At 63.7% G+C, this 19,303-nt stretch carries 20 protein-coding genes; 11 read left to right on the top strand and 9 right to left on the bottom strand.

Annotation, left to right across the window (positions count from 1 at the left end; all coding sequences use genetic code 11):
* Positions 1–181: 181 nt before the first annotated feature.
* Positions 182–565 (top strand): ribonuclease HI family protein, encoded by a 384-nt coding sequence (locus ABUH87_RS02525; RefSeq protein WP_367768962.1) that lies wholly within the window; start codon positions 182–184, stop codon positions 563–565.
* Between the two features lie 24 nt (positions 566–589).
* Here the strand turns inward: ABUH87_RS02525 and ABUH87_RS02520 are convergent, their stop codons facing one another.
* Entirely contained in the window at positions 590–1,888 is a 1,299-nt protein-coding gene (locus ABUH87_RS02520) for an Hsp70 family protein (RefSeq protein ID WP_367768958.1), read from the bottom strand.
* Positions 1,889–2,081: 193 nt separating this feature from the next.
* On the opposite strand from ABUH87_RS02520, the gene ABUH87_RS02515 reads away from it, so the two are divergent.
* The 3 genes from ABUH87_RS02515 to ABUH87_RS02505 are packed head-to-tail and all read left to right on the top strand — an operon-like array spanning position 2,082 to position 5,013.
* On the top strand, positions 2,082–3,134 hold the full coding sequence (locus ABUH87_RS02515) for an efflux RND transporter periplasmic adaptor subunit (RefSeq protein WP_367768950.1): 1,053 nt from the start codon (positions 2,082–2,084) through the stop codon (positions 3,132–3,134).
* Positions 3,134–4,336, top strand: coding sequence for an ABC transporter permease (locus ABUH87_RS02510; RefSeq protein WP_367768947.1), 1,203 nt, complete (start codon positions 3,134–3,136; stop codon positions 4,334–4,336). Before ABUH87_RS02515 ends, ABUH87_RS02510 begins: the two co-directional genes overlap by 1 nt.
* Positions 4,333–5,013, top strand: coding sequence for an ABC transporter ATP-binding protein (locus ABUH87_RS02505; protein WP_367768944.1), 681 nt, complete (start codon positions 4,333–4,335; stop codon positions 5,011–5,013). The genes ABUH87_RS02510 and ABUH87_RS02505 overlap by 4 nt, the downstream gene beginning before the upstream one ends.
* Before the next feature lie 62 nt (positions 5,014–5,075).
* Here the strand turns inward: ABUH87_RS02505 and folP are convergent, their stop codons facing one another.
* The 4 genes from folP to ABUH87_RS02485 form a co-directional block, all read right to left on the bottom strand.
* The gene (gene folP / locus ABUH87_RS02500) at positions 5,076–6,245 is read right to left on the bottom strand and encodes a dihydropteroate synthase (protein ID WP_367768936.1); all 1,170 of its coding nucleotides are present in this window, start codon (positions 6,243–6,245) and stop codon (positions 5,076–5,078) included.
* Entirely contained in the window at positions 6,205–7,338 is a 1,134-nt protein-coding gene (locus ABUH87_RS02495) for a site-specific DNA-methyltransferase (protein ID WP_367768931.1), read from the bottom strand. Before ABUH87_RS02495 ends, folP begins: the two co-directional genes overlap by 41 nt.
* Before the next feature lie 194 nt (positions 7,339–7,532).
* Positions 7,533–8,447, bottom strand: a complete 915-nt coding sequence (locus ABUH87_RS02490) for an oxidoreductase (RefSeq protein WP_367768928.1) — start codon at positions 8,445–8,447, stop codon at positions 7,533–7,535.
* A gap of 2 nt (positions 8,448–8,449) precedes the next feature.
* Entirely contained in the window at positions 8,450–9,094 is a 645-nt protein-coding gene (locus ABUH87_RS02485) for a ribonuclease HII (protein ID WP_367768926.1), read from the bottom strand.
* 3 nt (positions 9,095–9,097) lie between these two features.
* Between ABUH87_RS02485 and ABUH87_RS02480 the strand changes: the two genes are divergently transcribed.
* The 6 genes from ABUH87_RS02480 to ABUH87_RS02455 are packed head-to-tail and all read left to right on the top strand — an operon-like array spanning position 9,098 to position 13,869.
* Positions 9,098–10,297 (top strand): PQQ-dependent sugar dehydrogenase, encoded by a 1,200-nt coding sequence (locus ABUH87_RS02480; protein ID WP_367768923.1) that lies wholly within the window; start codon positions 9,098–9,100, stop codon positions 10,295–10,297.
* A gap of 40 nt (positions 10,298–10,337) precedes the next feature.
* A complete protein-coding gene (locus ABUH87_RS02475; protein ID WP_367768919.1) occupies positions 10,338–10,853 on the top strand; it encodes a GNAT family N-acetyltransferase in 516 nt (171 codons plus the stop codon).
* A gap of 23 nt (positions 10,854–10,876) precedes the next feature.
* Complete coding sequence (locus tag ABUH87_RS02470) at positions 10,877–11,422, top strand: DUF1285 domain-containing protein (RefSeq protein ID WP_367768916.1); 546 nt, start codon at positions 10,877–10,879, stop codon at positions 11,420–11,422.
* Positions 11,419–12,012: a CoA pyrophosphatase gene (locus tag ABUH87_RS02465; protein ID WP_367768913.1), complete on the top strand. Its 594-nt coding sequence runs from the start codon at positions 11,419–11,421 to the stop codon at positions 12,010–12,012. The genes ABUH87_RS02470 and ABUH87_RS02465 overlap by 4 nt, the downstream gene beginning before the upstream one ends.
* A complete protein-coding gene (locus ABUH87_RS02460) occupies positions 12,005–13,168 on the top strand; it encodes a CCA tRNA nucleotidyltransferase (RefSeq protein ID WP_367768910.1) in 1,164 nt (387 codons plus the stop codon). Before ABUH87_RS02465 ends, ABUH87_RS02460 begins: the two co-directional genes overlap by 8 nt.
* Before the next feature lie 59 nt (positions 13,169–13,227).
* Positions 13,228–13,869: a retropepsin-like aspartic protease family protein gene (locus ABUH87_RS02455; protein ID WP_367768907.1), complete on the top strand. Its 642-nt coding sequence runs from the start codon at positions 13,228–13,230 to the stop codon at positions 13,867–13,869.
* A 7-nt stretch (positions 13,870–13,876) separates the two neighbouring features.
* On the opposite strand, the gene parC is transcribed toward ABUH87_RS02455, so the two are convergent.
* Positions 13,877–16,159: a DNA topoisomerase IV subunit A gene (parC, locus tag ABUH87_RS02450; protein WP_367768904.1), complete on the bottom strand. Its 2,283-nt coding sequence runs from the start codon at positions 16,157–16,159 to the stop codon at positions 13,877–13,879.
* A gap of 101 nt (positions 16,160–16,260) precedes the next feature.
* Between parC and ABUH87_RS02445 the strand changes: the two genes are divergently transcribed.
* The gene (locus ABUH87_RS02445; protein ID WP_367768901.1) at positions 16,261–16,800 is read left to right on the top strand and encodes a type 1 glutamine amidotransferase domain-containing protein; all 540 of its coding nucleotides are present in this window, start codon (positions 16,261–16,263) and stop codon (positions 16,798–16,800) included.
* A 28-nt stretch (positions 16,801–16,828) separates the two neighbouring features.
* On the opposite strand, the gene ABUH87_RS02440 is transcribed toward ABUH87_RS02445, so the two are convergent.
* The 3 genes from ABUH87_RS02440 to ABUH87_RS02430 are packed head-to-tail and all read right to left on the bottom strand — an operon-like array spanning position 16,829 to position 19,279.
* The gene (locus ABUH87_RS02440) at positions 16,829–17,191 is read right to left on the bottom strand and encodes a 2Fe-2S iron-sulfur cluster-binding protein (RefSeq protein WP_367768898.1); all 363 of its coding nucleotides are present in this window, start codon (positions 17,189–17,191) and stop codon (positions 16,829–16,831) included.
* Positions 17,163–18,242 carry a cysteine desulfurase family protein gene (locus ABUH87_RS02435; protein ID WP_367768894.1) on the bottom strand — a complete coding sequence of 360 codons (1,080 nt, stop codon included), beginning with the start codon at positions 18,240–18,242 and terminating at the stop codon, positions 17,163–17,165. The genes ABUH87_RS02440 and ABUH87_RS02435 overlap by 29 nt, the downstream gene beginning before the upstream one ends.
* Entirely contained in the window at positions 18,239–19,279 is a 1,041-nt protein-coding gene (locus tag ABUH87_RS02430) for a cysteine desulfurase family protein (RefSeq protein WP_367768891.1), read from the bottom strand. Before ABUH87_RS02430 ends, ABUH87_RS02435 begins: the two co-directional genes overlap by 4 nt.
* Positions 19,280–19,303 lie beyond the last annotated feature (24 nt).

Genomic DNA, 19,303 nt, shown 5'->3' with positions numbered 1-19,303 from the left:
CCCAGCCTTCGCGGCTGCGACTGTCTGATATGTTGTCTGCCGCCTTCTGATTGGGTTCACCGGCCGCGTCCACCCAAAACATACGGGCCTGGTGCCGACACAGTCACTGGCGTTATTCGCGAGACGGAAATGACCGTGCGAACCAGTCGTCGCGCGGTGTTCGAAGCGCTACAGTACGAAGATGAGGCGACGGGCGGTCTATTTCTTCGACGGCGGTAGCCGGCCCAATCCCGGGCCGATGGAAGCCGCCGTGGTTAACCGCGGCGTGGCTCATTTCAGGGATAGCCCACGCACGGGTGATAACAACGAGGCCGAGTGGGGGGGCCTGATCTTCGCCGTCGAATTGGCTATCGCGCAAGGCGACACGGACGTTCTGTTCGTCGGCGACTCATTGCTGGTCATCCAGCAGGCCCGGGGTCTTTGGACCTGCCGGAGCACGCACCTGAGGCCCTGGTTGGCTGCGTTTCAGCACGCCTCCGCACCGTTGGCGCGCATCGGCTTCCGACACGTTCCGCGATCGAAAAACCTTGCGGGAATAGCGCTCGCCCGCCGTTACGATCCGTAACCGGGCAGCAGTCTCCGAAGACCCCTAAGCGGTCCAGCTCGACAGATCCTCCTCCTGTGCCACCAGGGCGAGGCCGTGCGCGATGGAGGTGAGCTCTCCGCCGGACATCAGCTTCTCCTCTCCGAACCGCGTGGCGAACAAGGCGCGCACTGCAGGGACCAGCGACGTACCGCCAGTCAGGAACACCCGGTCGATCTCGTTCTCTGCCACGCCTGCGTTGCGCAAGGCCTCATCTACAGCACCGGCCATCCGCGCAACGTCCTCCGAGATCCAGCCCTCGAACTCGGCGCGAGTCACATTTGCGTCGATGGTCACGCCTCCACCGGAAAACTGGAACTGCGCCTGCTCCTCATCAGAGAGAGCTCGTTTCAATCGGCCGACCGCATCATAAAGCGCAAACCCGAGCTCGTTCTCGATCATCGCGATCATCCGGGTAATGGCGTCGGGATCTACGGCGCTGCGCCGCAAGCGATCCAGTTCCGCAAGTGTCTTGCGATTGCGCATGAGCGCCAGCTTCGACCAGTCCGAGAAGTCGGCGAAGTAGGAGGCAGGAATGTCCAGGACCTTGTCGAACGAGCGATACTGGCTGCCCTTCCCCAGCACCGGCAGCACCAGCCGGTCGACGATGCGCTGGTCAAAGCGGTCGCCGGCAAGCCCCACGCCCGCATGACCAAGCGGCACACAACGCGCCTGGGCGCCTCGCTCCCGGATATGCACCACGGAGAAATCGCTGGTGCCGCCTCCGAAATCGGCAACTAGCAACGTCGCAGGATCGCTGATGCGAGATGCGAAGCTGAATGCCGCCGCAAGCGGTTCGTAGACGTAATGCACCTCCGCCGCAAAGCCGTCGAACATGGCATCATAGCGTTGACGTGCCAGCACCGGATCAGGACGCATGCCCGCATAGTGAACCGGGCGTCCGACCACCAAACGATCCAGCCGCTGGAACTCACCACGTGCATGCGACGCCATCTCTTGGATAAACCGCCGACCGAGTTCCTCGAAGCGGAACCGTTTCGTGAAGACAGGTGCGCTGTCAAAGGTGGAGCTTGCAGCGACCGATTTGAACGACTGGAGGAAGCGGCTACCGCTGGGGTCTTCCAGGTACTCGTGGATAGCCGCCGGCCCGGCTGCGGCCGCAAGACCGCCGGGTACACCGTCATCTTGCCAGAAGCACAGCGCCGATCGAAACACCTCGGTGGCGCCATCAGCATGAGAGAAGCTCAGGAGGCGTGGCGTATCAGCGCCTGACGCCCGGGCGGCCACACTGTTGGTGGTGCCAAAATCCAGCCCTGCGAAGCGGCCGTTCTGATCGGAAGTCATGTACTCAGGGTCCCCGCGATAGGCACGGGCTTATGGTCGTCCTGTGGCGACGCCACAAGACCTCCGGCTCAGGGGGCACTTGAAGGGCACTGTGCAGGCTGCTCGCGCGCAACTGCTTGCCGAAGTTTGCCGGATGCGGCAACTCGGTTCGCATGGTGCAACATGACAGTCTCCTGCAAGGACGTAACAGGGTTTGAGGGGCCGAGCGCGATACCTCTGGCTGGCAGCACTGCTGGCCATCGTCTGCGCGACTGTCTTTCTTCTGATGCCCCGCGCCCAGGAGGTGGCCGTCCTGACCGTGGAGCGCGGCGATGCGGTGCGTGCTCTGGCGGTGAACGGACGCATAAGGCCGCGCCAGTCGGTAGCGGTGCAACCACCCGTAGCAGGCGTCGTGGTCGAATTGCCCCACGACGTGGGTAACCAGGTCACAGCAGGCGCACTTCTCGCCCGCATAGACGACGGTCCGCAGCGTGCTGCAATTGGCGAAGCTGCGGCAGCCGCCGCAGCGCAGCAGGCAGTCTTGGCCCAAGCCCGCCGTGAGCTGGCCCGATTCGAAGCGCTCGATGAATTTGCTTCAAGGCGCGAGGTGGAAGAGAGAAGGCTCGCAGTTCAGGAGGGCGCACGCGAGTTGCAGCGCAGGCAAGCAGCCCTGGCGCAAGCTCAAGAAGTGCAGCAGCGATACGTCGTGCGGGCTCCTTTCGCGGGCGTGATCCTGGAGCGCCCGGTCGACAGAGGCCAGACGGTCGGTCCCGAAACCGTGCTCTACCGCTTGGCCGACCTTGCTGCGCCAGAGATCAGCGCGGACGTGGATGAAGCATACGCCGTGGAATTGCGCACGGGGCCCATGGCTCTGGTGAAACTCCCCGGCAGAGATCGGCCGGCCCGCGCCGAGATCGTCCATATCGAACCTCGGGTCGACGAAGCCACAGGCGCCCGCGAGGTCAGGCTGAGACTTCTTGCGCCGCTGGCTTCCGCTCCCTCGGGCCAGACGGTGTCGGTCAACCTGATCGTCGAACGGCGCCCTCAGGCGATCAGTATTCCGCGTGCCAGCATCCTTCAGCCCGATACATCACCGCACGTGCGGATCGTGGACGCGAGCGGTCAGGTGAAAGAACGCCCGATCCGTTTCATCGATTGGCCCGCCGCTCAGGTGATCGTCACGCAAGGGCTGCAAGCCGGCATGCGGATTCTCGTAAATCCCGAAGCCGCCGAGCCGGGCGACAAGGTCAAGCCAGTCACCCGCTGATGCCCTACACCTTCAAGCTTGCGCTGCGCCATCTGCTCTCGACCCCCGGCCAGACTGTGCTGCTGATGCTGGGCGTTGCCGTGGGAGTGAGCGTATTCGTATTCATGAGCGCGCTCATCGGAGGCCTCGCCACGTTGCTGACACTCCGCACCGTCGGCAACATCCCGCACATCACGATGGAGATGGCCGAGCGCGACCCGGAGCAGGTTGTGCCCGGCCGGAACGTGCAGGTCGTTGTCCAAAAGGACCTGAGCCGCCGAGAGCAAATCGCCGTCTGGGAGCCCGCGGTCGCCATGGTTGAGGCCACCGAAGGCGTCGTGGCAGTATCGCCGCAGATCCGCGGAAGCGCTTTCGTTCAACGCGGGCAGGCGATCGCTCCGGTGGGAGTGATCGGAGTGCAGCCCGACAAGATCTCCGCCATCGTCGACATCGAAGGCGCCCTGGTGTCGGGTACCGCCGTGCTTTCTCCCGACACTGTGCTGATCGGCAGAACACTCGCCGACGATCTGGGGTTGAGGACAGGACAGGTCGTGGTTGTGCGGTCGGATCGCGGGCGAGAGCGAAGTTTCCGCATCGGAGGCATATTCTCGCTGGGGATCTCCACCGCGGACCGACAAGCCCTTTACATGAACTTTCGTACCGCAAGGGCCCTGTTCGATCTGCCGAGCGGGATTTCCCGCATTGAGATCAAGGTCTCACCGCCCGCTGCAGCACCGCAGATCGCAGCACGTCTGCGCAGGGCCACCGGTTTGAAGACGCAGCCCTGGACAGAGGAGAATGCGCAGCTTTTCGAAGCACTCGATGCACAAGGGCGTACTGGGACGATCGTGAAGACTTTCGCCCTGATCACCGTCGTCATCGGCATAGCAAGCGCCATGCTGCTTTCGATCGTGCGCCGCCGGAGCGAGATCGGCATCATGCGCGCAGTAGGCGCAAGTCAGCGCTTCGTGCTCGGCATCTTCGTTATCGAGGGAACGCTGATCGGGGCAATCGGAGCTATGGCCGGTGCGCTGCTGGCCTGGCTCGCTCTCATCCCCTTCCCCCCGCTGGAGGCGGTGGAAGGCGGCGGCCTGCCTGTCGACCGAGCCCAGGGCGACTACCTCGTCGCCATTCTTCTGACCACGGTAGCGTCCGCTATCGCCTCGGTCATCTCGGCACAGCGCGCCACGCGGATAGACCCCGTTGAGGCAATCGGCGCATGACCGCGGAGCCGCTGGTTCGCGTAAGAGGCCTGAGAAAAGTCTTCGGCGAAGGCGACGCGGCAGCGGTCGTCCTGCGCGGGGTCGACCTGGACCTCTCTCGTGGAGAAATGGCCACACTTCTGGGGCCTTCCGGGTCGGGCAAGAGCACTTTGCTGACGATACTTGGAACCCTGCTGAGGCCAAGTGAGGGCCTCCACCACATGCTCGGACAGGACCTGAGCACCGCCAGCGATGCGGAACGCACGAGGTTTCGCAACAAGCACATCGGGTTTGTCTTTCAGTTTCATCACCTGCTTCCCGACCTCACCGCGCTGGAGAACGTGATGATGCCAGCCGCTACGAGCAGGGGTAAGGAGACAGCGTCCATGCGCTCCCGCGCAGCGGAGTTGCTGGACGCCGTGGGCCTCTCCGACAGGCGCGACTATCGCCCCGCGGCCTTGTCAGGCGGGCAGCGGCAACGGGTGGCGGTTGCCCGATCCTTGATGAATGAACCACCACTCGTGCTGGCAGACGAGCCCACCGGCAACCTTGACCGGCACTCAGCAGATCAGGTGATGGCTCTGCTGGATCAGATCAACCGCGATACCGGCACATGCTTCCTTATATCGACCCACGACGAGCACATCGCGAAGCACTGCCGGCGTCACATCGAGCTGCTAGACGGCGCACTTGTTTGAAGGACATGCCCGCGGCGGCGCCGTATGGCTGCGCCTCCTGGGCAATCTGGACCTCGAACGGATCAGGGAAGTTGCGCAAAGTCGGTCAGCGCCGCATCGCGCAGGCCTCGCCAAACGTGGATTGCCTGCACCGTCTCAAACACGTCGTGAACGCGAAGGATGTGAGCACCGGCGTCGAGCGCCTTCATGGCCAGCGCCAGTGATCCACCGAGACGCCGGTGAGCGGGCGCCTCGTTCGAAAGAGCGCCGATCGTCCGCTTGCGGCTCGCGCCGACGAGCAGCGGTGCCCCCAAAGCGTGGAACAGCGGCAGCGCGTTCATCAGCGCCAGGTTCTGAGCGACCGATTTGCCGAAGCCGATGCCCGGATCCAGAATGATCCGCTCCGGCTCGATACCAGCTGCCAGCGCTACGTCTCGCCGGGCGGCAAGCCAGTCGAAGACATCCAGGACCACGTCGTCGTAACTGCCATCCGCGTGGAGATCATCGGCCGATCCAGGCGCATGCATAAGCACAACCGGAGCCCCTGAGGATGCGGCGAATTCGAGGCTGCGAGGGTCATGCCGCAAAGCCGACACATCGTTGATGATGTGGGCACCGGCACCGAGGGCAGCCTCCATTACGGCGGGGCGCCGGGTGTCGATGCTGATCGCCGCTCCCATACCCACGAGACGCTCGATAGCGGGGAGGACACGCTTGACTTCGTCCCCTTCCCACACCGCGGCGGCACCGGGCCGCGTGGACTCTCCACCCACGTCGACGATTGCGCCTCCTGCTTCAAGCATCTGCGCGCCATGGGCTGCCGCCGTCTCTGGATCGTCGAGAAACTGGCCGCCATCCGAAAAGCTGTCGGGCGTGACATTCAGGATTCCCATGACCTGAGGCTGGTCGAGGCGAATGGTCCGCTCTCCGCACACGAGGGGAGAGTGCACCTTTCGCAGAGAGGCCCACTGTGTCTCGGCCTGCGAGGCCAGATCGTCCGGGAGCGATGCGAGTGCCTCGACCACCCCGCTCGCTCCCACAAGATCACGCGAGAGGACTCGACCGCCCTCACGCACGATCAGGGCAAACCGGCTCGCCCAGACGAGTGAACCGGCCAGTCGTATGGCCTCCCCATGCTCGCTCTGCGGGCTTTCCGCAAAAGCGACTGGTCGGATGTAGAGCTTCCTCACGAGCAGAGGGCGAACGGCGAGGTCACGGCTCGGTCGCCAGCAGGTAGAGTTGCCGGATGGCATCCACCGGCTTCAGCTCGCCCTGGTGCTCCAAGTGCCAGAACGTCCAGCCGTTGCATGAAGGCGCGCCCTGCAGCGCGGCCCCCACACCGTGGATCGAACCACCTTCCTTGCCGCTGACCAGCGAACCGTCCGCGCGCACCGTCGCCGTGAACCGCCGCTTGCGATCGAAGAGCGGGGTCCCCGGAGCGATCCAGCCCGTCTCCACAAGCGTACCGAACGCGACGCGCGGCGCAGTGCGCTTGCTTTGCATCGTCTTGAGCGCGCTCTCGTCGAGCGGGAGCGCCATCTCGATACGCTCGAGGGCGGCGTCACGGTATCCCGCCTCCCGCTCGCAGCCGATCCACTCGCGCCCCAGTCGCTTGGCAACCGCGCCGGTCGTTCCGGTCCCGAAGAACGGGTCGAGCACGATGTCGCCCTTGTTCGTCGTCGCCAGCATCACGCGGTAGAGCAGCGCTTCAGGCTTTTGCGTTGGGTGAACCTTGTGGCCATCCTTCTTCAACCGCTCAGGCCCAGCGCAGATCGGCAGAACCCAGTCAGAGCGCATCTGCAACTCATCGTTCAGCGTTTTCATCGCGCGATAGTTGAAGGTGTACTTCGCCTTCTCACCCATCGAGGCCCAGATCAGCGTCTCATGTGCGTTGGTGAAGCGCGTGCCCTTGAAGTTGGGCATCGGGTTCGCCTTGCGCCAAACGATGTCGTTCAGGATCCAGAACCCGGCATCCTGCAGGATCGCGCCCACACGGAAGATATTGTGGTAGGAGCCGATTACCCAGAGCGACCCGTTGGGCTTGAGGATGCGACGCGCCTCCGCAAGCCACTCACGCGTAAATCGGTCGTAAGTCGCGAAGCTGTCGAACTTGTCCCAGGCATCCGTGACCGCATCGACATGGCTGCCGTCCGGCCTCGACAAATCGCCCCCGAGTTGGAGGTTATAGGGCGGATCGGCGAACACCATGTCGACACAAGCGTCCGGCAAGCTCCGCATCGCAGCAATGCAGTCGCCGTCCAAAATTTGCCCTAACGGCAGCAACTCGCGAGGAACCGGAGCAGGCGCCTTGGCCCTTATCCGCTCCTTGACCAGAACCTGTCCCATTCTCGCTCCGCAGCAGCCTCGTTAAGGCTACAGGGTGAGTCTTTCTGGACTCGCAGTCAAGCTGCGACTCGCCACAACTCGGCGAGTCGCAGCAGGCGGAAAGGGAGAACGGAGCGAGTCCGTCACAAGATGTCGAGTCCCGATGGCGGTGCCGGACTCTAGATCTGGTATGAGGAGGCCTTCGGCTTTTTTCTTCAGGCCGGCGCCAGGCCCGGGTCGATCCCCGTCAACTCGACCGAGATGTCCCAAAGCTGTCTGGCAGCGGACGGATCGCGGGAGGTAGCAGATCGCTTCGCCGGTCCCGAAGGTCCCGCTGCGCCACCGAAGCGTTGAGGGCCGTAATAACCTCCCGCCTGCGCATCGGGCGCTGTTGCTGCCTGTAGAGCGGGCCACGCCCCCTCGTCCGCATCGTTCAGTACGAAGGACAAAAGCGGCCAAGCCAGACGCAGAGCCGCCGGCATGTGCCGCGCCAGATCGGTGGACGCCACTCCGGGGTGGCAGGCGATTGCCTTGACCGGCGAGCTTGCCGCCTGAAGCCTACGATCAAGTTCGTACACAAACAGCAGGTTCATCAGCTTGCTGTCGGAGTAGCGCTGCGTACGGCTATAGCTCCGGTGTGCATCGATATCATCCCAGTCGATACGTCCGCCACGGTGTGCCAGGCTCGACGTCACGACCACTCTGCCATCAGGCGCTTTCGCCAGCTTCTCCAGCAGCAGGCATGTGAGCGCGAAGCAGCCGAGGTGATTGACGCCGAACTGCAGTTCGTGACCTTGCGCAGTGCGTTGAAGCGGCGGAAACATAACGCCGGCATTGTTCAGCAGCACGTCTAGGCGAGGCTCTCGGGCAACAACTTCGGCGCAGGCACGCACGCTCTCAAGATCGGCCTGATCGAGCGGCACAAACGCCAGATCCGCATGGGGCACGTCCGCCCGGATCCTTGCCATTGCGTCCCCTGCCTTCTTCTTGTCACGGCAGCCAAGCAACACGCGGGCGCCCCGAGCAGCTAGCGCTTTCGACGCAGCGAAACCGATCCCGGTGTTTGCGCCCGTGACAAGAATGCACCTGCCTTGCTGTGAGGGTACGTCCAATGCTCTGAAGCCGGCCATCGTCATGCCTCCAATGCAAGATGCAGTTGCGAAACGGGAGCGAAACTGCGGCGGTGGTGAACGCAAGGTCCGTGACGACGCAATGCTGTCAAATGTTCAGGAGTGCCGTAGCCGGCATTACGTTCCCATCCATAATGGGGGTGCGCTTCCGCAAGTTCGCGCATCAGCCGATCGCGGTGCTCCTTCGCGATGATGGACGCTGCCGATATGCAGGGCTCAATCGCGTCCCCGCCGACAACCGCGCGTGCCTTCCACTGCCACTCGGACCGGCGCCCCGCCGGCGTTAGATTTCCGTCAACGAGGACTTCGCGCGGCACGCCTTCCATCTGCTCACAAAGGGATTGCACCGCCAGCGTCATCGCCAGCATGGTCGCTCCGAAGATGTTGAGCCGGTCGATTTCCTCCACGTCGACCACGCCGACCGCCCAGCGACATCGGCGCTTGATGGTCGCCTCCAACACGGCCCGGCGCTCACGCGTGAGCTTCTTGGAATCGTCCAGCCCGGCGGGACGCGGCTTGCACAGGACCACAGCGGCCGCCACGACGGGTCCGGCCAGCGGACCTCGACCGGCTTCGTCTACCCCGATCACATAATCGGCGGTCATCGCGCTTGCAGCGGGAACCAGGGCTGGGTTATGCGTTAACATGGCATGATCGACACCACAGGCTTTGGGCGCCTGCTCGCCTCCGTATCGCCGCTTCTCATTGCTCTCGCAAGCTGCGGCGCCTCATCCTCCGGGGAAAACGCGAGACCTCCGGCCGACAGCGCAACAAGTGGCGCCCCGTTTGAGGTCGAGGAACTGGCTCAGTTCGACGAACCCTGGGCGATGGACCTGGACCAAAGCACTGGCATCCTGCTCATCACGGAGCGCAAGGGGACGATGAAACTTCGGCTGCCCGACGGGCGGATCGGAGACGTCACAGGCATGCCCGAAGTCGCCTACGGTGGCCAGGGAGGGCTTGGCGACGTGATCTTTGCTCCCGGCCAGTCGGGCGGCGATACACTCGACGGAAGAACGGTATACCTCAGTTGGGCTGAAGAAGGCGAAGGCGACACGCGCGGCGCTGCAGTAGGCCGTGGAACGCTGGCATGCCCCCAGCCTGTCTTCTGCGAGTTGCAGTCTCTCGATGTAATCTGGCGACAGGTGCCGAAGGTGACGGGCAAAGGGCACTACTCGCACAGGATAGCCTTCTCGCCCGATGGCAAGCACCTGTTCGTGTCCTCAGGCGACCGGCAGAAGATGGAGCCAGCGCAGGACCTATCCAACACGCTTGGCACCATCGTCCGGCTAAACCCGGACGGCACGCCTGCCGCAGGCAATCCGTTTGCGGATCGGGGTGCGCCGACGAACCAGATCTGGAGCTATGGGCACCGTAACATGCTCGGGCTCGCATTCGGACCGGACGGCCGGCTGTGGACGCTTGAGCATGGACCGGCGGGCGGCGACGAGATCAATCTGGTAAAGCCTGGCCAGAACTATGGCTGGCCCCTTGTCTCTGAAGGCAATCATTATGATGGTCGGCCCATTCCGGATAACGACACCAGACCGGATCTGGCCGCGCCCGCAATCAGCTGGGATCCAGTAATCGCACCCGGTAATTTCATCTTCTACACAGGCGACGCATTCCCGCAGTGGCAGGGAGAGGCACTCGTCGGAGGCATGAAGCCCAATGTTCTCGTCCGTGTGGCGTTCGATGGAGAACAGGCGCGTGAAGTCGCCCGCTATCCTGTAGAGCACCGCATCCGAGAGCTCGGGCAGGCACCGGACGGGTCGGTCTGGCTGCTGGAGGACGGCAAGGAGGCCGGAGCAGGCAGGCTGCTCAAATTGACACCTGCCAAGCCGCGATAGTTGTCGACAATCGGGTACTGGCACCCTATCGGCGCGCCCAATGTCCGCAGCCGCGATTATCCCGCTCGACAATGTCGATCCCGCTCTCGTCGAGCAACTGCTCGACCGCGCCTTTGAGCCTGACCGGCACAAGCGCACCGCCTACAAGGTGCGCGAAGGCATGGATTGGCTGCCGGCGCTCAGCTTCGCGGCCCTCGACGAGAATGAAATGCTGGTGGGCACGATCCAGTGCTGGCCCGTCGCGCTGACCGATCCCACCGGTCGCCCCCATCCCATGATCATGGTCGGTCCCGTGGCCGTACTGCCGGACCAGCAGCAGCGCGGCTATGGACAAGCCTTGGTGACGGCAAGCCTCTCAGGCATCGACGCGCGTGCGCCGCTGCCCCAGGTGATGATAGGCGACGCGGAATACTACGGCCGCTTCTGGGGCTTCTCGAACGAGCATTCGAGCGGATGGGACCTGCCCGGGCCGTTCGAGCGGCACCGGCTCCTCGTCCGCTGCGACAACCCGTCCGTTCTGCCCGAAAGGGGAACGCTGGGGCCTTGGCTGCGCTAAGCTTGTCTGGCATCGGACTGACGATGCCTTACGAACCGCCACCAGAGCTCGCCGGCCTCTCGCTCGCGCAAATCGCCGAGCTGGTCCACGAGCGCAAGCTGCCACCGCTGGACAAATGGTCTCCCATGGAAACCGGAGACAGCGAGATGCGGATTGCCGCCGACGGCCGCTGGTACCATCAGGATGGTGAGATCCGCCGGCCCGCAATGGTCCGCGCATTTGCGTCCTTGTTGATGCGCGATGCGGAGGGGCAGCACTGGCTCGTAACGCCAACGCAGAAGCTCTCGATCGCCGTTGACGATGCCGCGCTGGTGGCCATTGATGTGCGGCACGACGGAGACGCCCTCGCCTTCCGGTTGAACACCGATGACCTCGTGATCGCCGGACCAGAGCATCCCATCCGGGTGGACGGCGATCCGGACACTCCGGCAGTCTACATCGGCGTCCGTCACGGGATCGAGGCACGACTTAACCGCAGCACGTGGGCGCAGCTCGCGGAAATCGCTCTGGCTGGCGACGGCACCTCGGTGTCGAGCCAGGGCGTCTCGTTCCCTATCGTCGCATCATGAGCGCCCTCTTCGATCGCGTAGCGCATCTCTTCCGGAATGGGCACGCGGCTGCCCCACCAGCGCTATGGCTCGACCCCCGCATTCACGAGATCGAGCGCTTCGTGCCAGCTGCCGTGCTGATCGCCATGACGGAGCGAGAACGGCCCGGCTTCCTCTTCCTTCACCGGCCCGCCACGATGCGGGCGCATGCAGGCCAGATCGCCTTCCCAGGGGGCAGGATCGATCCCGGCGAAACGGCGGTGGAAGCAGCCCTGCGGGAGGCATGGGAGGAACTGGGCATCAGCCCAGAGGACGTGCGCGTGGTCGGTACCACAGACCTCTATCGAACCGGCTCCGCCTACGAGATCACACCGGTATTGGGCATCGTCCCTCCTGATATCGAGATCAGGCCGAACCCCGCCGAGGTCTCCCAATGGTTCGAAGCCCCTGTCGATTTCGTGCTGGACCCCGCCAACCAGGTACAGAAAACCATCGAGCACGAGGGCCACATGCACACTTTCGTCGAGGTGGACTGGCGTGGGCACCAGATCTGGGGCGTAACCGGGGCGATACTTCACAATCTTGCGGGAAGGCTGCGCTGGCATGGCTGAACTGCTCCCGCACGCTGACTGGACCGCTCGGGAAGATCTGACGATCCTTACCGACACGCTCGGCAGCGACAACGCGCGTTATGTTGGCGGAGCCGTGCGCGACACCTTGCTCGGGCTGCCGGTCAAGGACATCGATATGGCCACGCCGCTGCTGCCGACCGCAGTCATCGAGCGGCTCGATCGGGCGGGCATCCGCAGCGTTCCGACCGGGATCGAGCATGGAACCGTCACTGCGGTGCTGTCCGGCGGCCCGGTAGAGATCACCACTTTGCGCCACGACGTCAGCACCGACGGCAGGCGCGCGACGGTAGCGTTCGCCAGCGACTGGCGAGAGGACGCGGCGCGGCGTGACTTCACCATCAACGCGCTCTATGCGGACCCGTCCACTCTGGAAGTCTCGGACTGGTTCGGCGGGCTTGCGGACCTCGCCGCCCGCCGCGTCCGCTTCATCGGCGATGCCCGGCAGCGCATTCGCGAGGATCATTTGCGCATCTTGCGCTATTTCCGTTTCCAAGCGCGCTTCGGCAGCAGACCGGCCGACGATGAGGCCGAAAGCGCCTGCGCAGAACTCGCTTCCACGCTCAAGGGGCTTTCTCGCGAGCGGATCGGGATGGAAATGATGAACCTGCTTGGCCTCCCGGACCCGGCGCCCACGATCAGCCGCATGGCCGAGCTTGGCGTTACGGCTCAGGTTCTCCCGGAAGCGCATCCTGAGATGCTTGAGACGCTCGTCGAACACGAGCGAGCGCAGGCCGTGGCACCTGATCCGCTACGCCGGCTCGCGGCCTTGCTCCCCCCGGATCCGGCGCTCGCCGAGCAGGTCGCTTCGCGATTCCGACTGTCTACTGCGCAGAAAAAGCGCCTTGCGAACGCGGCAGCAAGGCAGGGCCCGCCCGGAGAGGCGCGTGCACTCGCCTATCACCTCGGCCGCAGCGAGGCGCTCGACCGGCTGCTTATTGCCGGTGCGGACGTTACTCCCCTCCAGTCCTGGCAAGTGCCACGGTTCCCGCTGAAGGGCGGAGAGATCGTCGCGCGTGGGATCAACGCAGGGCCCGAAGTCGCCCGCACGCTGCGGGCACTGGAGAACCGGTGGGTGACCGAAGGGTTTCCCGACCGCGCGCGAGTCCTTGAAATGCTCGAGGAAGTGCTGACTTAAGCATTGTCCTCCGGTTCGAGGACAGCAGGCAGTCAGCTTGCTTCTGCTAGGAACGCTTGGTGGACCTTCCTGAACTGATTGAATTTCTGACTCAGCAACCGCTGCTGGCACTGGCCATAGCCTCGATCTTCATCGCGGTACTAGGTGGAATGCTGCGCGGCGCCTTGCCGAAGCTGGGCGGCTTCGTCCGCGGAATGGGCAATCTGGGCTTGATCGCGGCGCTGCTGCTGACCATCGCACAAGTGACGCGGTTCACAACCGGCAGCGATCTGGCCCTTCCCCAGCTCGGGATGCCCGGTCAGACCGTCGAGGGCGGCGAGACGCGCGTGCCCATAGACCGCGACGGCCATTTCTGGCTCACCGCCAGCGTGAACGGGGTCGAGCGCCGCTTTCTGGTTGATACCGGCGCTACCCTGACCGCGATTTCCCCTCGAACGGCGCAGGCCGCGCAGCTTGAGGAAAAGGCCTTTCCGCAAGCCATCATGATGCGCACAGCCAACGGTACGGTTCAGGCGCAGTTGACCACGATCGACGAACTGCGCTTCGGCAATGTCGTCGCTCGAGACCTGGACGCCGTCGTTGCGCCAGGACTTGGTGATGCGAACGTGATCGGCATGAATTTGCTGTCACGCCTTGCAAGCTGGCGAGTGGAAGGGCGGACGCTCATCCTGGTGCCGCACCATCCCCAAGAGGTGAGCTAGGCTTTCCTCAAAACTTGTTATCGCGCGGAAAGCCCTGCGGTGGAAGCCTGCCAGCCGCGCCACGCGCCACTTTCCATGGCAGCAGATCCTTCTCAACCCTCGTGCGGCCACTCTCGCCGCCCATGGTCCATGAGAGGCCCTCCTCCAGCTTCAGCGTTACCGCATCGGACATGCCGCCGTCACGGTAGCGCTGCAGAGTGACGCCCTGTCCTTTCGCAAGCACGGGGAGTTCCTGCAGACTGAACACCAGCAGCTTGCGATTCTCGCCCACGACCGCAACGTGGTCGTGCTCAGCGGGGATTTCCCGTGCTATGGCCAGTTTTACGCCGGGCTTGGTGCTCATCACCGCCTTGCCCTTGCGCGTCTCAGCCAGCAATTCGTCCATCTCCGCCGCGAAGCCGCGCCCGATATTCGAGGCGAGCAGCAGCAGCCCCTTTGGCCGGTGGGTAAGCACAGAGACGATCTGCGCGTCAGCATCGATATCGACCATCGTGCGGATCGGCTCACCGAAGCCGCGCGCGCCAGGCAGCTTGTCCGCCCCAAGTGTGTAGAAGCGGCCATTGTCGACGGCGATCAGCAGCTTATCGGTCGTCTGCGCATGCAGAGCGAAGGCTGGGCCGTCGCCCTCCTTGAACTTGAAGTCGCCGTCCAGAGGCACGTGTCCTTTGGCGGCACGCACCCAGCCGCGCTGAGAAACGATCACCGTTACCGGCTCCTTCTCGATCATCGCGTCCATGCTGAACGCAACAGTCGGCGCGGCCTGCGCTATTGTTGTCCGCCGCCGTCCGAGCGCGGTGTCCTCTGCGTAATCCTTGCGCAAGTTCGTAAGATCACGTTTCAGCCTGGTGCGCTGGCGTGCCGGGCTTTCGAGCAGCTTGTTGAGTTCCTCCTGCTCCTTGAGCAGATCGGCATGCTCCTTGCGCAGCTCCATTTCCTCAAGCTTGCGCAGCGAACGCAGTCGCATGTTGAGGATGGCTTCGGCCTGACGGTCGGTCAGCTCGAACTCGGCCATCATCACCGGCTTGGGTTCATCCTCGGTGCGGATGATCTCGATGATCCGATCGAGGTTGAGATACGCAATGATGTAGCCCGCCACCAGCTCCAGCCGGGCGGCGATCTTCTCCAGCCGGTGACGGGTACGGCGCAGCAGTATGTCGATCTGGCTGTAGACCCACTCCTGCAAGAGCAGCTTCAAGCCCATCACGCCCGGTGTGCGGTGCGCATCGAGCACGTTGAGGTTCAACGTGAAGCGGCTTTCCATGTCGGTCAGCCGATAGAGGCTCTCCTTCAGCAGCTCCGGATCGACATTGCGGCTCTTAGGCACGAGGACGATGCGGATCTGCTCGTCGCTCTCGTCGCGCACGTCCTCGAGGATGGGCAGCTTGCGGTCGCCGATGAGCGCGGCGATCTGCTCAATCAGCTTGGCCTTCGGCAGCATGTAGGGAATCTCGCTGATGACGAGTTGCCACTGGCCGCTCCCCAACTTTTCGATTCCCGAATCTTCCCAGTCCTCTCCCACACGTCCGGTGGAGAAACGGCCCCGCACCCGGAAGGCGCCTTTGCCGCTTTCATAGGCGGTGCTGATCGCCTCAGGGCTGTCGACCACGAGGCCGCCGGTGGCAAAATCCGGCCCCTGGAAGACCTCCATCAGTTCGGCATGGGTGGCTTCGGGCTTGTCGATCAGCAGCAGCGTCGCATCGATGACCTCGGCGACATTGTGGCTGGGAATCGACGTCGCCATGCCTACGGCGATCCCTGTGGCTCCGTTCGCCAGCAGATTGGGGAAAAGGCCGGGGAAGATCTCGGGCTCTTCCTCCTCGCCGTTGTAGGTGGGGTGGAACTCCACCGTACCTTCGTCCAATCCGGCCATGAGCTGGATCGCGGTTTTGGTCAGGCGGGCTTCGGTATAACGATAGGCGGCGGCGTTATCGCCGTCGATGTTGCCGAAGTTACCCTGTCCTTCGACCAGCGGGTACCGCAGCGAGAAATCCTGCGCCAAGCGCACCATTGCATCGTAGACCGAGGCATCGCCATGGGGGTGGTACTTACCGATGACGTCGCCGACCACACGCGCCGATTTCTTGTAGGCGCTGGCAGGATCGAGCTTCAGCTGCCGCATCGCCCAGAGCAGCCGCCGGTGCACTGGCTTCAGGCCATCGCGCAAGTCGGGCAGCGATCGTGCCGTGATCGTGGAGAGCGCGTAAACGAGGTAGCGCTCCGAGAGCGCCGCATCGAAGGGCGCATCGACGATGGCGTCAAAGGGATCGGGTTCGTCGGTCGTGCTGGCCATTGCCGGAACGCCCTAGCAACACCGTGAGCGGAGCGGAACCGTCGGAACCGATGTTTTCCGCCAATCATTTCCTTTGCAGACCCATTCAGAGGAGAAAGACCATGGCACACAAGGTGCTCATCCTTGCGACGGACGGCTTCGAGCAGTCTGAGCTGACCGAGCCGAAGAAAGCTCTGGAAGATGCTGGCATTCAAACGGCCGTGGCCAGCCGCGAATCCGGGCAGATAAGGGGTTGGAATCACACGGATTGGGGCGAGAGCGTCTCTGTCGACCTAACCCTCGATCAGGTCAAAGCAGAAGACTATGACGCCATCATGCTTCCGGGTGGTCAGATCAATCCTGACAAGCTGCGAATGGAAGAGAAGGCAGTATCGCTGGTCAAGCGGTTTGCAGAAAGCGGCAAGCCGGTGGCGGCCATCTGCCATGGGCCTTGGTTGCTGGTGGAGGCCGACGTCGTTAAGAACCGGAAGGTAACGAGTTGGCCCTCTATCCGCACCGACTTGCGAAACGCGGGCGCCGATGTGGTGGATCAAGAAGTCGTAGTGGACGGCAACTTCATAACCAGCCGCAAGCCGGACGACATACCGGCATTTTCCAAAGCCCTCATCGAGGCTGTGCGATCCCCCGTTATCGCGAGCTAGGTATTGCTGGCGGCCTGCGACGTGTCAGTCACCCGAACTGCATGTCGCGGGCGAGGCCAGGAATGCGAACCTCCAGCCCTTCCATGCCCTCCGCCAGCTCGATCTGGCACGACAGGCGGCTGGTCCGGGTAACGCCCGCAGCAAGGTCGAGCATGTCTTCCTCGTCAGCGGAAGCCGGAGGCAGTTTTTCGAACCACTCGGGGGCAACGATCACGTGGCAGGTGGAACAAGCCATCTGCCCCTCACACGTACCTTCGAGCGGCATTCCTGCCGCCTGCGCCAACTCGAGCAAGCTTGTGCCGCTTTCCGCTTCAGCCGGAACGACACTGCCATCACTGGTGACGAATCGAACTTTCAACTCATCAGACTCCCTGCGCCGCCGCTGCGGCATTTATGCGTGCGCAGGCATCCTCTATTTCCCGTAGCCTACTATATCTTCCGAATCCGAGACGGATAGAAGATTTTGCTTCGTGCGGCGAAAGACCTAAAGCCGTCAGCACGTGGCTTGGGCGGCCGGAGCCACTGGCGCAAGCCGAACCTGCCGAAAATGCGAGGTCACGCAAGTCGGACATCAGCCGTGCGACGTCCACGCCCTCCAGACGTACGTTCATGTTGCCTGGCCAGCGCGCCTCTGCCGAACCATTCAGAGTCCAGCGCGACAGGATCTCGCGAGCGATGCTCCATAGGGAGGCCACGTGCTGCATGTCGGCTTCGGCGCGCTCCAGCGCCAGCTTTGCGGCTGCGCCAAAACCGGCGCATAGTGCTGGGCTTAGCGTACCCGAGCGCAGCCCCTGCTCCTGCCCACCGCCGTACATCAAGGGTGACAGCGTGACTCCATCCCGCACCCACAGAGCTCCAATGCCCTTTGGTCCGTACAGCTTGTGTGCTGACAAGGCCACCAGGTCCGCCCCTTCCGGATAACTGATCTTGCCAGCGCCTTGCACAGCATCGCAAAGGAACAAGGCGCCTGCACGATGCGATGCCTCAGCCAGCTCGTTGACGGGCTGAACGGTTCCAATCTCGTTGTTCACCTGCATAACGGCGACTAGATCGCTGCCTTGCGGAATCGCCGCGGCGGCATCGACGAGGCCGTTGGTATTCACAGGCAAGAGCGTGACACAGGAACTGGCCGCGCGCGCCGTGTCCAGAACGGCAGCATGCTCGATCGCGGAGACAGCGAGGCGCTTGGCCCCGGAGCCAAAGATCGCAAGATTCAGCGCCTCCGTCGCACTTCCGGTGAAGATAACGCGGCCACCTGGAGGGAGGAGCGCCGCTACTTGCTGCCGGGCGACCTCGATAGCCGCGGCTGCTGCGCGACCGGGCCGGTGCGGGCTATGCGGGTTGGCAAAGCCTACGGTCTCAGCGCCGCCCAGCCAGGGAAGCATGGCGTCGCGCGCCTCGGGCGCCAGAGGCGTCGTAGCCTGATAATCCAGATAGATCATGCGGCTGCCCGGCCTCGTGCCACTTCCTGCCAGGCGGCGAGGAAGCGATCGACGTCATGGCTGCCAGTCTCGCGACCGATACTTACACGCACGACCTCTGCGGCACCATCCACCCCCATCGCCGTGAGGACGTGGCTGGGCTTGAGGCTGCCGGAGGAGCAGGCGCTGCCGGCCGATACGGCAATGCCTTGTGCGTCGAAGCGGATCAGCTGAACCGCTGAAGAGACCCCCGGCATCCTGTAAGCGCCGACCGTCGGTATGCGCCGGGCTGCGTTACCCACCACGGCCCCACCGGCTGCGCGAATGCCGTTTTCCAGTCGCGCCCGCAGACGTGCCGCGCGCTCCAGCCAGGTTCGATCCGCTTCGAGAGCGGCGGCCATGGCCAAGGCGCCGGGCAGGTTCTCCGTCCCTGCGCGATATCCGCGCTCCTGCCCACCCGAGGGCCTCAAGATCGCCCAGTCCCGCACCAGCAAAGCGCCGATCCCGATCGGCCCTCCAAACTTATGAGCCGAAACCGCAATCATGTCGGCGGCGGGCAGCGGCAACTTGCCCGCGCTCTGAGCGCAATCGGCAAGCAGCAAACCGCCAGCAGCTCGCATGGTAGACGCTATCGATTCGAGGTCCTGGATCACACCTGTTTCATTGTTGACGTGCTGTATCGCCACCAATCCGGCTTCGGCCTCGCCGACCTCCACGAGCCCGCCGTTATCGACTCGAAGCCTTGGCACACCTTCACACAACCGAAGCACCGCGTCGTGCTCCACAGCGGAAATAGCGCTCACGGGCCTTACACAGCGAGTCAGCGCAATAGCCAGCGCCTCGCTGGCCCCGGAAGTGAAGATGAGTTCGCCCTGCCAGTCCAAGGCTCCCTTGACCCGCTCCCGCGCGTTCTCGAGCGCTGCACGGGCTGCGCGCCCCTGACGGTGCGGACTGGAAGGATTGGCCCACAGAGCCGCTCCCTCCAGCCACGCCGATCGGGCTTCGGGGAGCAACGGAGCGGTCGCAGCATGGTCAAGATAGAGCAGATCGGGGGACATTTTCAGGCACGTTGTTTTCGGGAG

The organism is Novosphingobium rhizovicinum, from assembly GCF_040813635.1.
Taxonomy (GTDB): Bacteria; Pseudomonadota; Alphaproteobacteria; order Sphingomonadales; family Sphingomonadaceae; genus Novosphingobium; species Novosphingobium rhizovicinum.
This window is presented reverse-complemented; position numbering and strand designations above follow the sequence as displayed.

What these genes read in the sequence shown, in the direction of transcription:
- ABUH87_RS02525 (WP_367768962.1), top strand. Translation starts at nt 182, where the DNA reads ATGAGGCGACGGGCGGTCTATTTCTTCGACGGCGGTAGCCGGCCCAAT.
- ABUH87_RS02520 (WP_367768958.1), bottom strand. Translation starts at nt 1,888, where the DNA reads ATGACTTCCGATCAGAACGGCCGCTTCGCAGGGCTGGATTTTGGCACC.
- ABUH87_RS02510 (WP_367768947.1), top strand. Translation starts at nt 3,134, where the DNA reads ATGCCCTACACCTTCAAGCTTGCGCTGCGCCATCTGCTCTCGACCCCC.
- ABUH87_RS02505 (WP_367768944.1), top strand. Translation starts at nt 4,333, where the DNA reads ATGACCGCGGAGCCGCTGGTTCGCGTAAGAGGCCTGAGAAAAGTCTTC.
- folP (WP_367768936.1), bottom strand. Translation starts at nt 6,245, where the DNA reads ATGCCATCCGGCAACTCTACCTGCTGGCGACCGAGCCGTGACCTCGCC.
- ABUH87_RS02495 (WP_367768931.1), bottom strand. Translation starts at nt 7,338, where the DNA reads ATGGGACAGGTTCTGGTCAAGGAGCGGATAAGGGCCAAGGCGCCTGCT.
- ABUH87_RS02490 (WP_367768928.1), bottom strand. Translation starts at nt 8,447, where the DNA reads ATGGCCGGCTTCAGAGCATTGGACGTACCCTCACAGCAAGGCAGGTGC.
- ABUH87_RS02485 (WP_367768926.1), bottom strand. Translation starts at nt 9,094, where the DNA reads ATGTTAACGCATAACCCAGCCCTGGTTCCCGCTGCAAGCGCGATGACC.
- ABUH87_RS02480 (WP_367768923.1), top strand. Translation starts at nt 9,098, where the DNA reads ATGATCGACACCACAGGCTTTGGGCGCCTGCTCGCCTCCGTATCGCCG.
- ABUH87_RS02475 (WP_367768919.1), top strand. Translation starts at nt 10,338, where the DNA reads ATGTCCGCAGCCGCGATTATCCCGCTCGACAATGTCGATCCCGCTCTC.
- ABUH87_RS02470 (WP_367768916.1), top strand. Translation starts at nt 10,877, where the DNA reads ATGCCTTACGAACCGCCACCAGAGCTCGCCGGCCTCTCGCTCGCGCAA.
- ABUH87_RS02465 (WP_367768913.1), top strand. Translation starts at nt 11,419, where the DNA reads ATGAGCGCCCTCTTCGATCGCGTAGCGCATCTCTTCCGGAATGGGCAC.
- ABUH87_RS02460 (WP_367768910.1), top strand. Translation starts at nt 12,005, where the DNA reads ATGGCTGAACTGCTCCCGCACGCTGACTGGACCGCTCGGGAAGATCTG.
- parC (WP_367768904.1), bottom strand. Translation starts at nt 16,159, where the DNA reads ATGGCCAGCACGACCGACGAACCCGATCCCTTTGACGCCATCGTCGAT.
- ABUH87_RS02445 (WP_367768901.1), top strand. Translation starts at nt 16,261, where the DNA reads ATGGCACACAAGGTGCTCATCCTTGCGACGGACGGCTTCGAGCAGTCT.
- ABUH87_RS02440 (WP_367768898.1), bottom strand. Translation starts at nt 17,191, where the DNA reads ATGCCGCAGCGGCGGCGCAGGGAGTCTGATGAGTTGAAAGTTCGATTC.
- ABUH87_RS02435 (WP_367768894.1), bottom strand. Translation starts at nt 18,242, where the DNA reads ATGATCTATCTGGATTATCAGGCTACGACGCCTCTGGCGCCCGAGGCG.
- ABUH87_RS02430 (WP_367768891.1), bottom strand. Translation starts at nt 19,279, where the DNA reads ATGTCCCCCGATCTGCTCTATCTTGACCATGCTGCGACCGCTCCGTTG.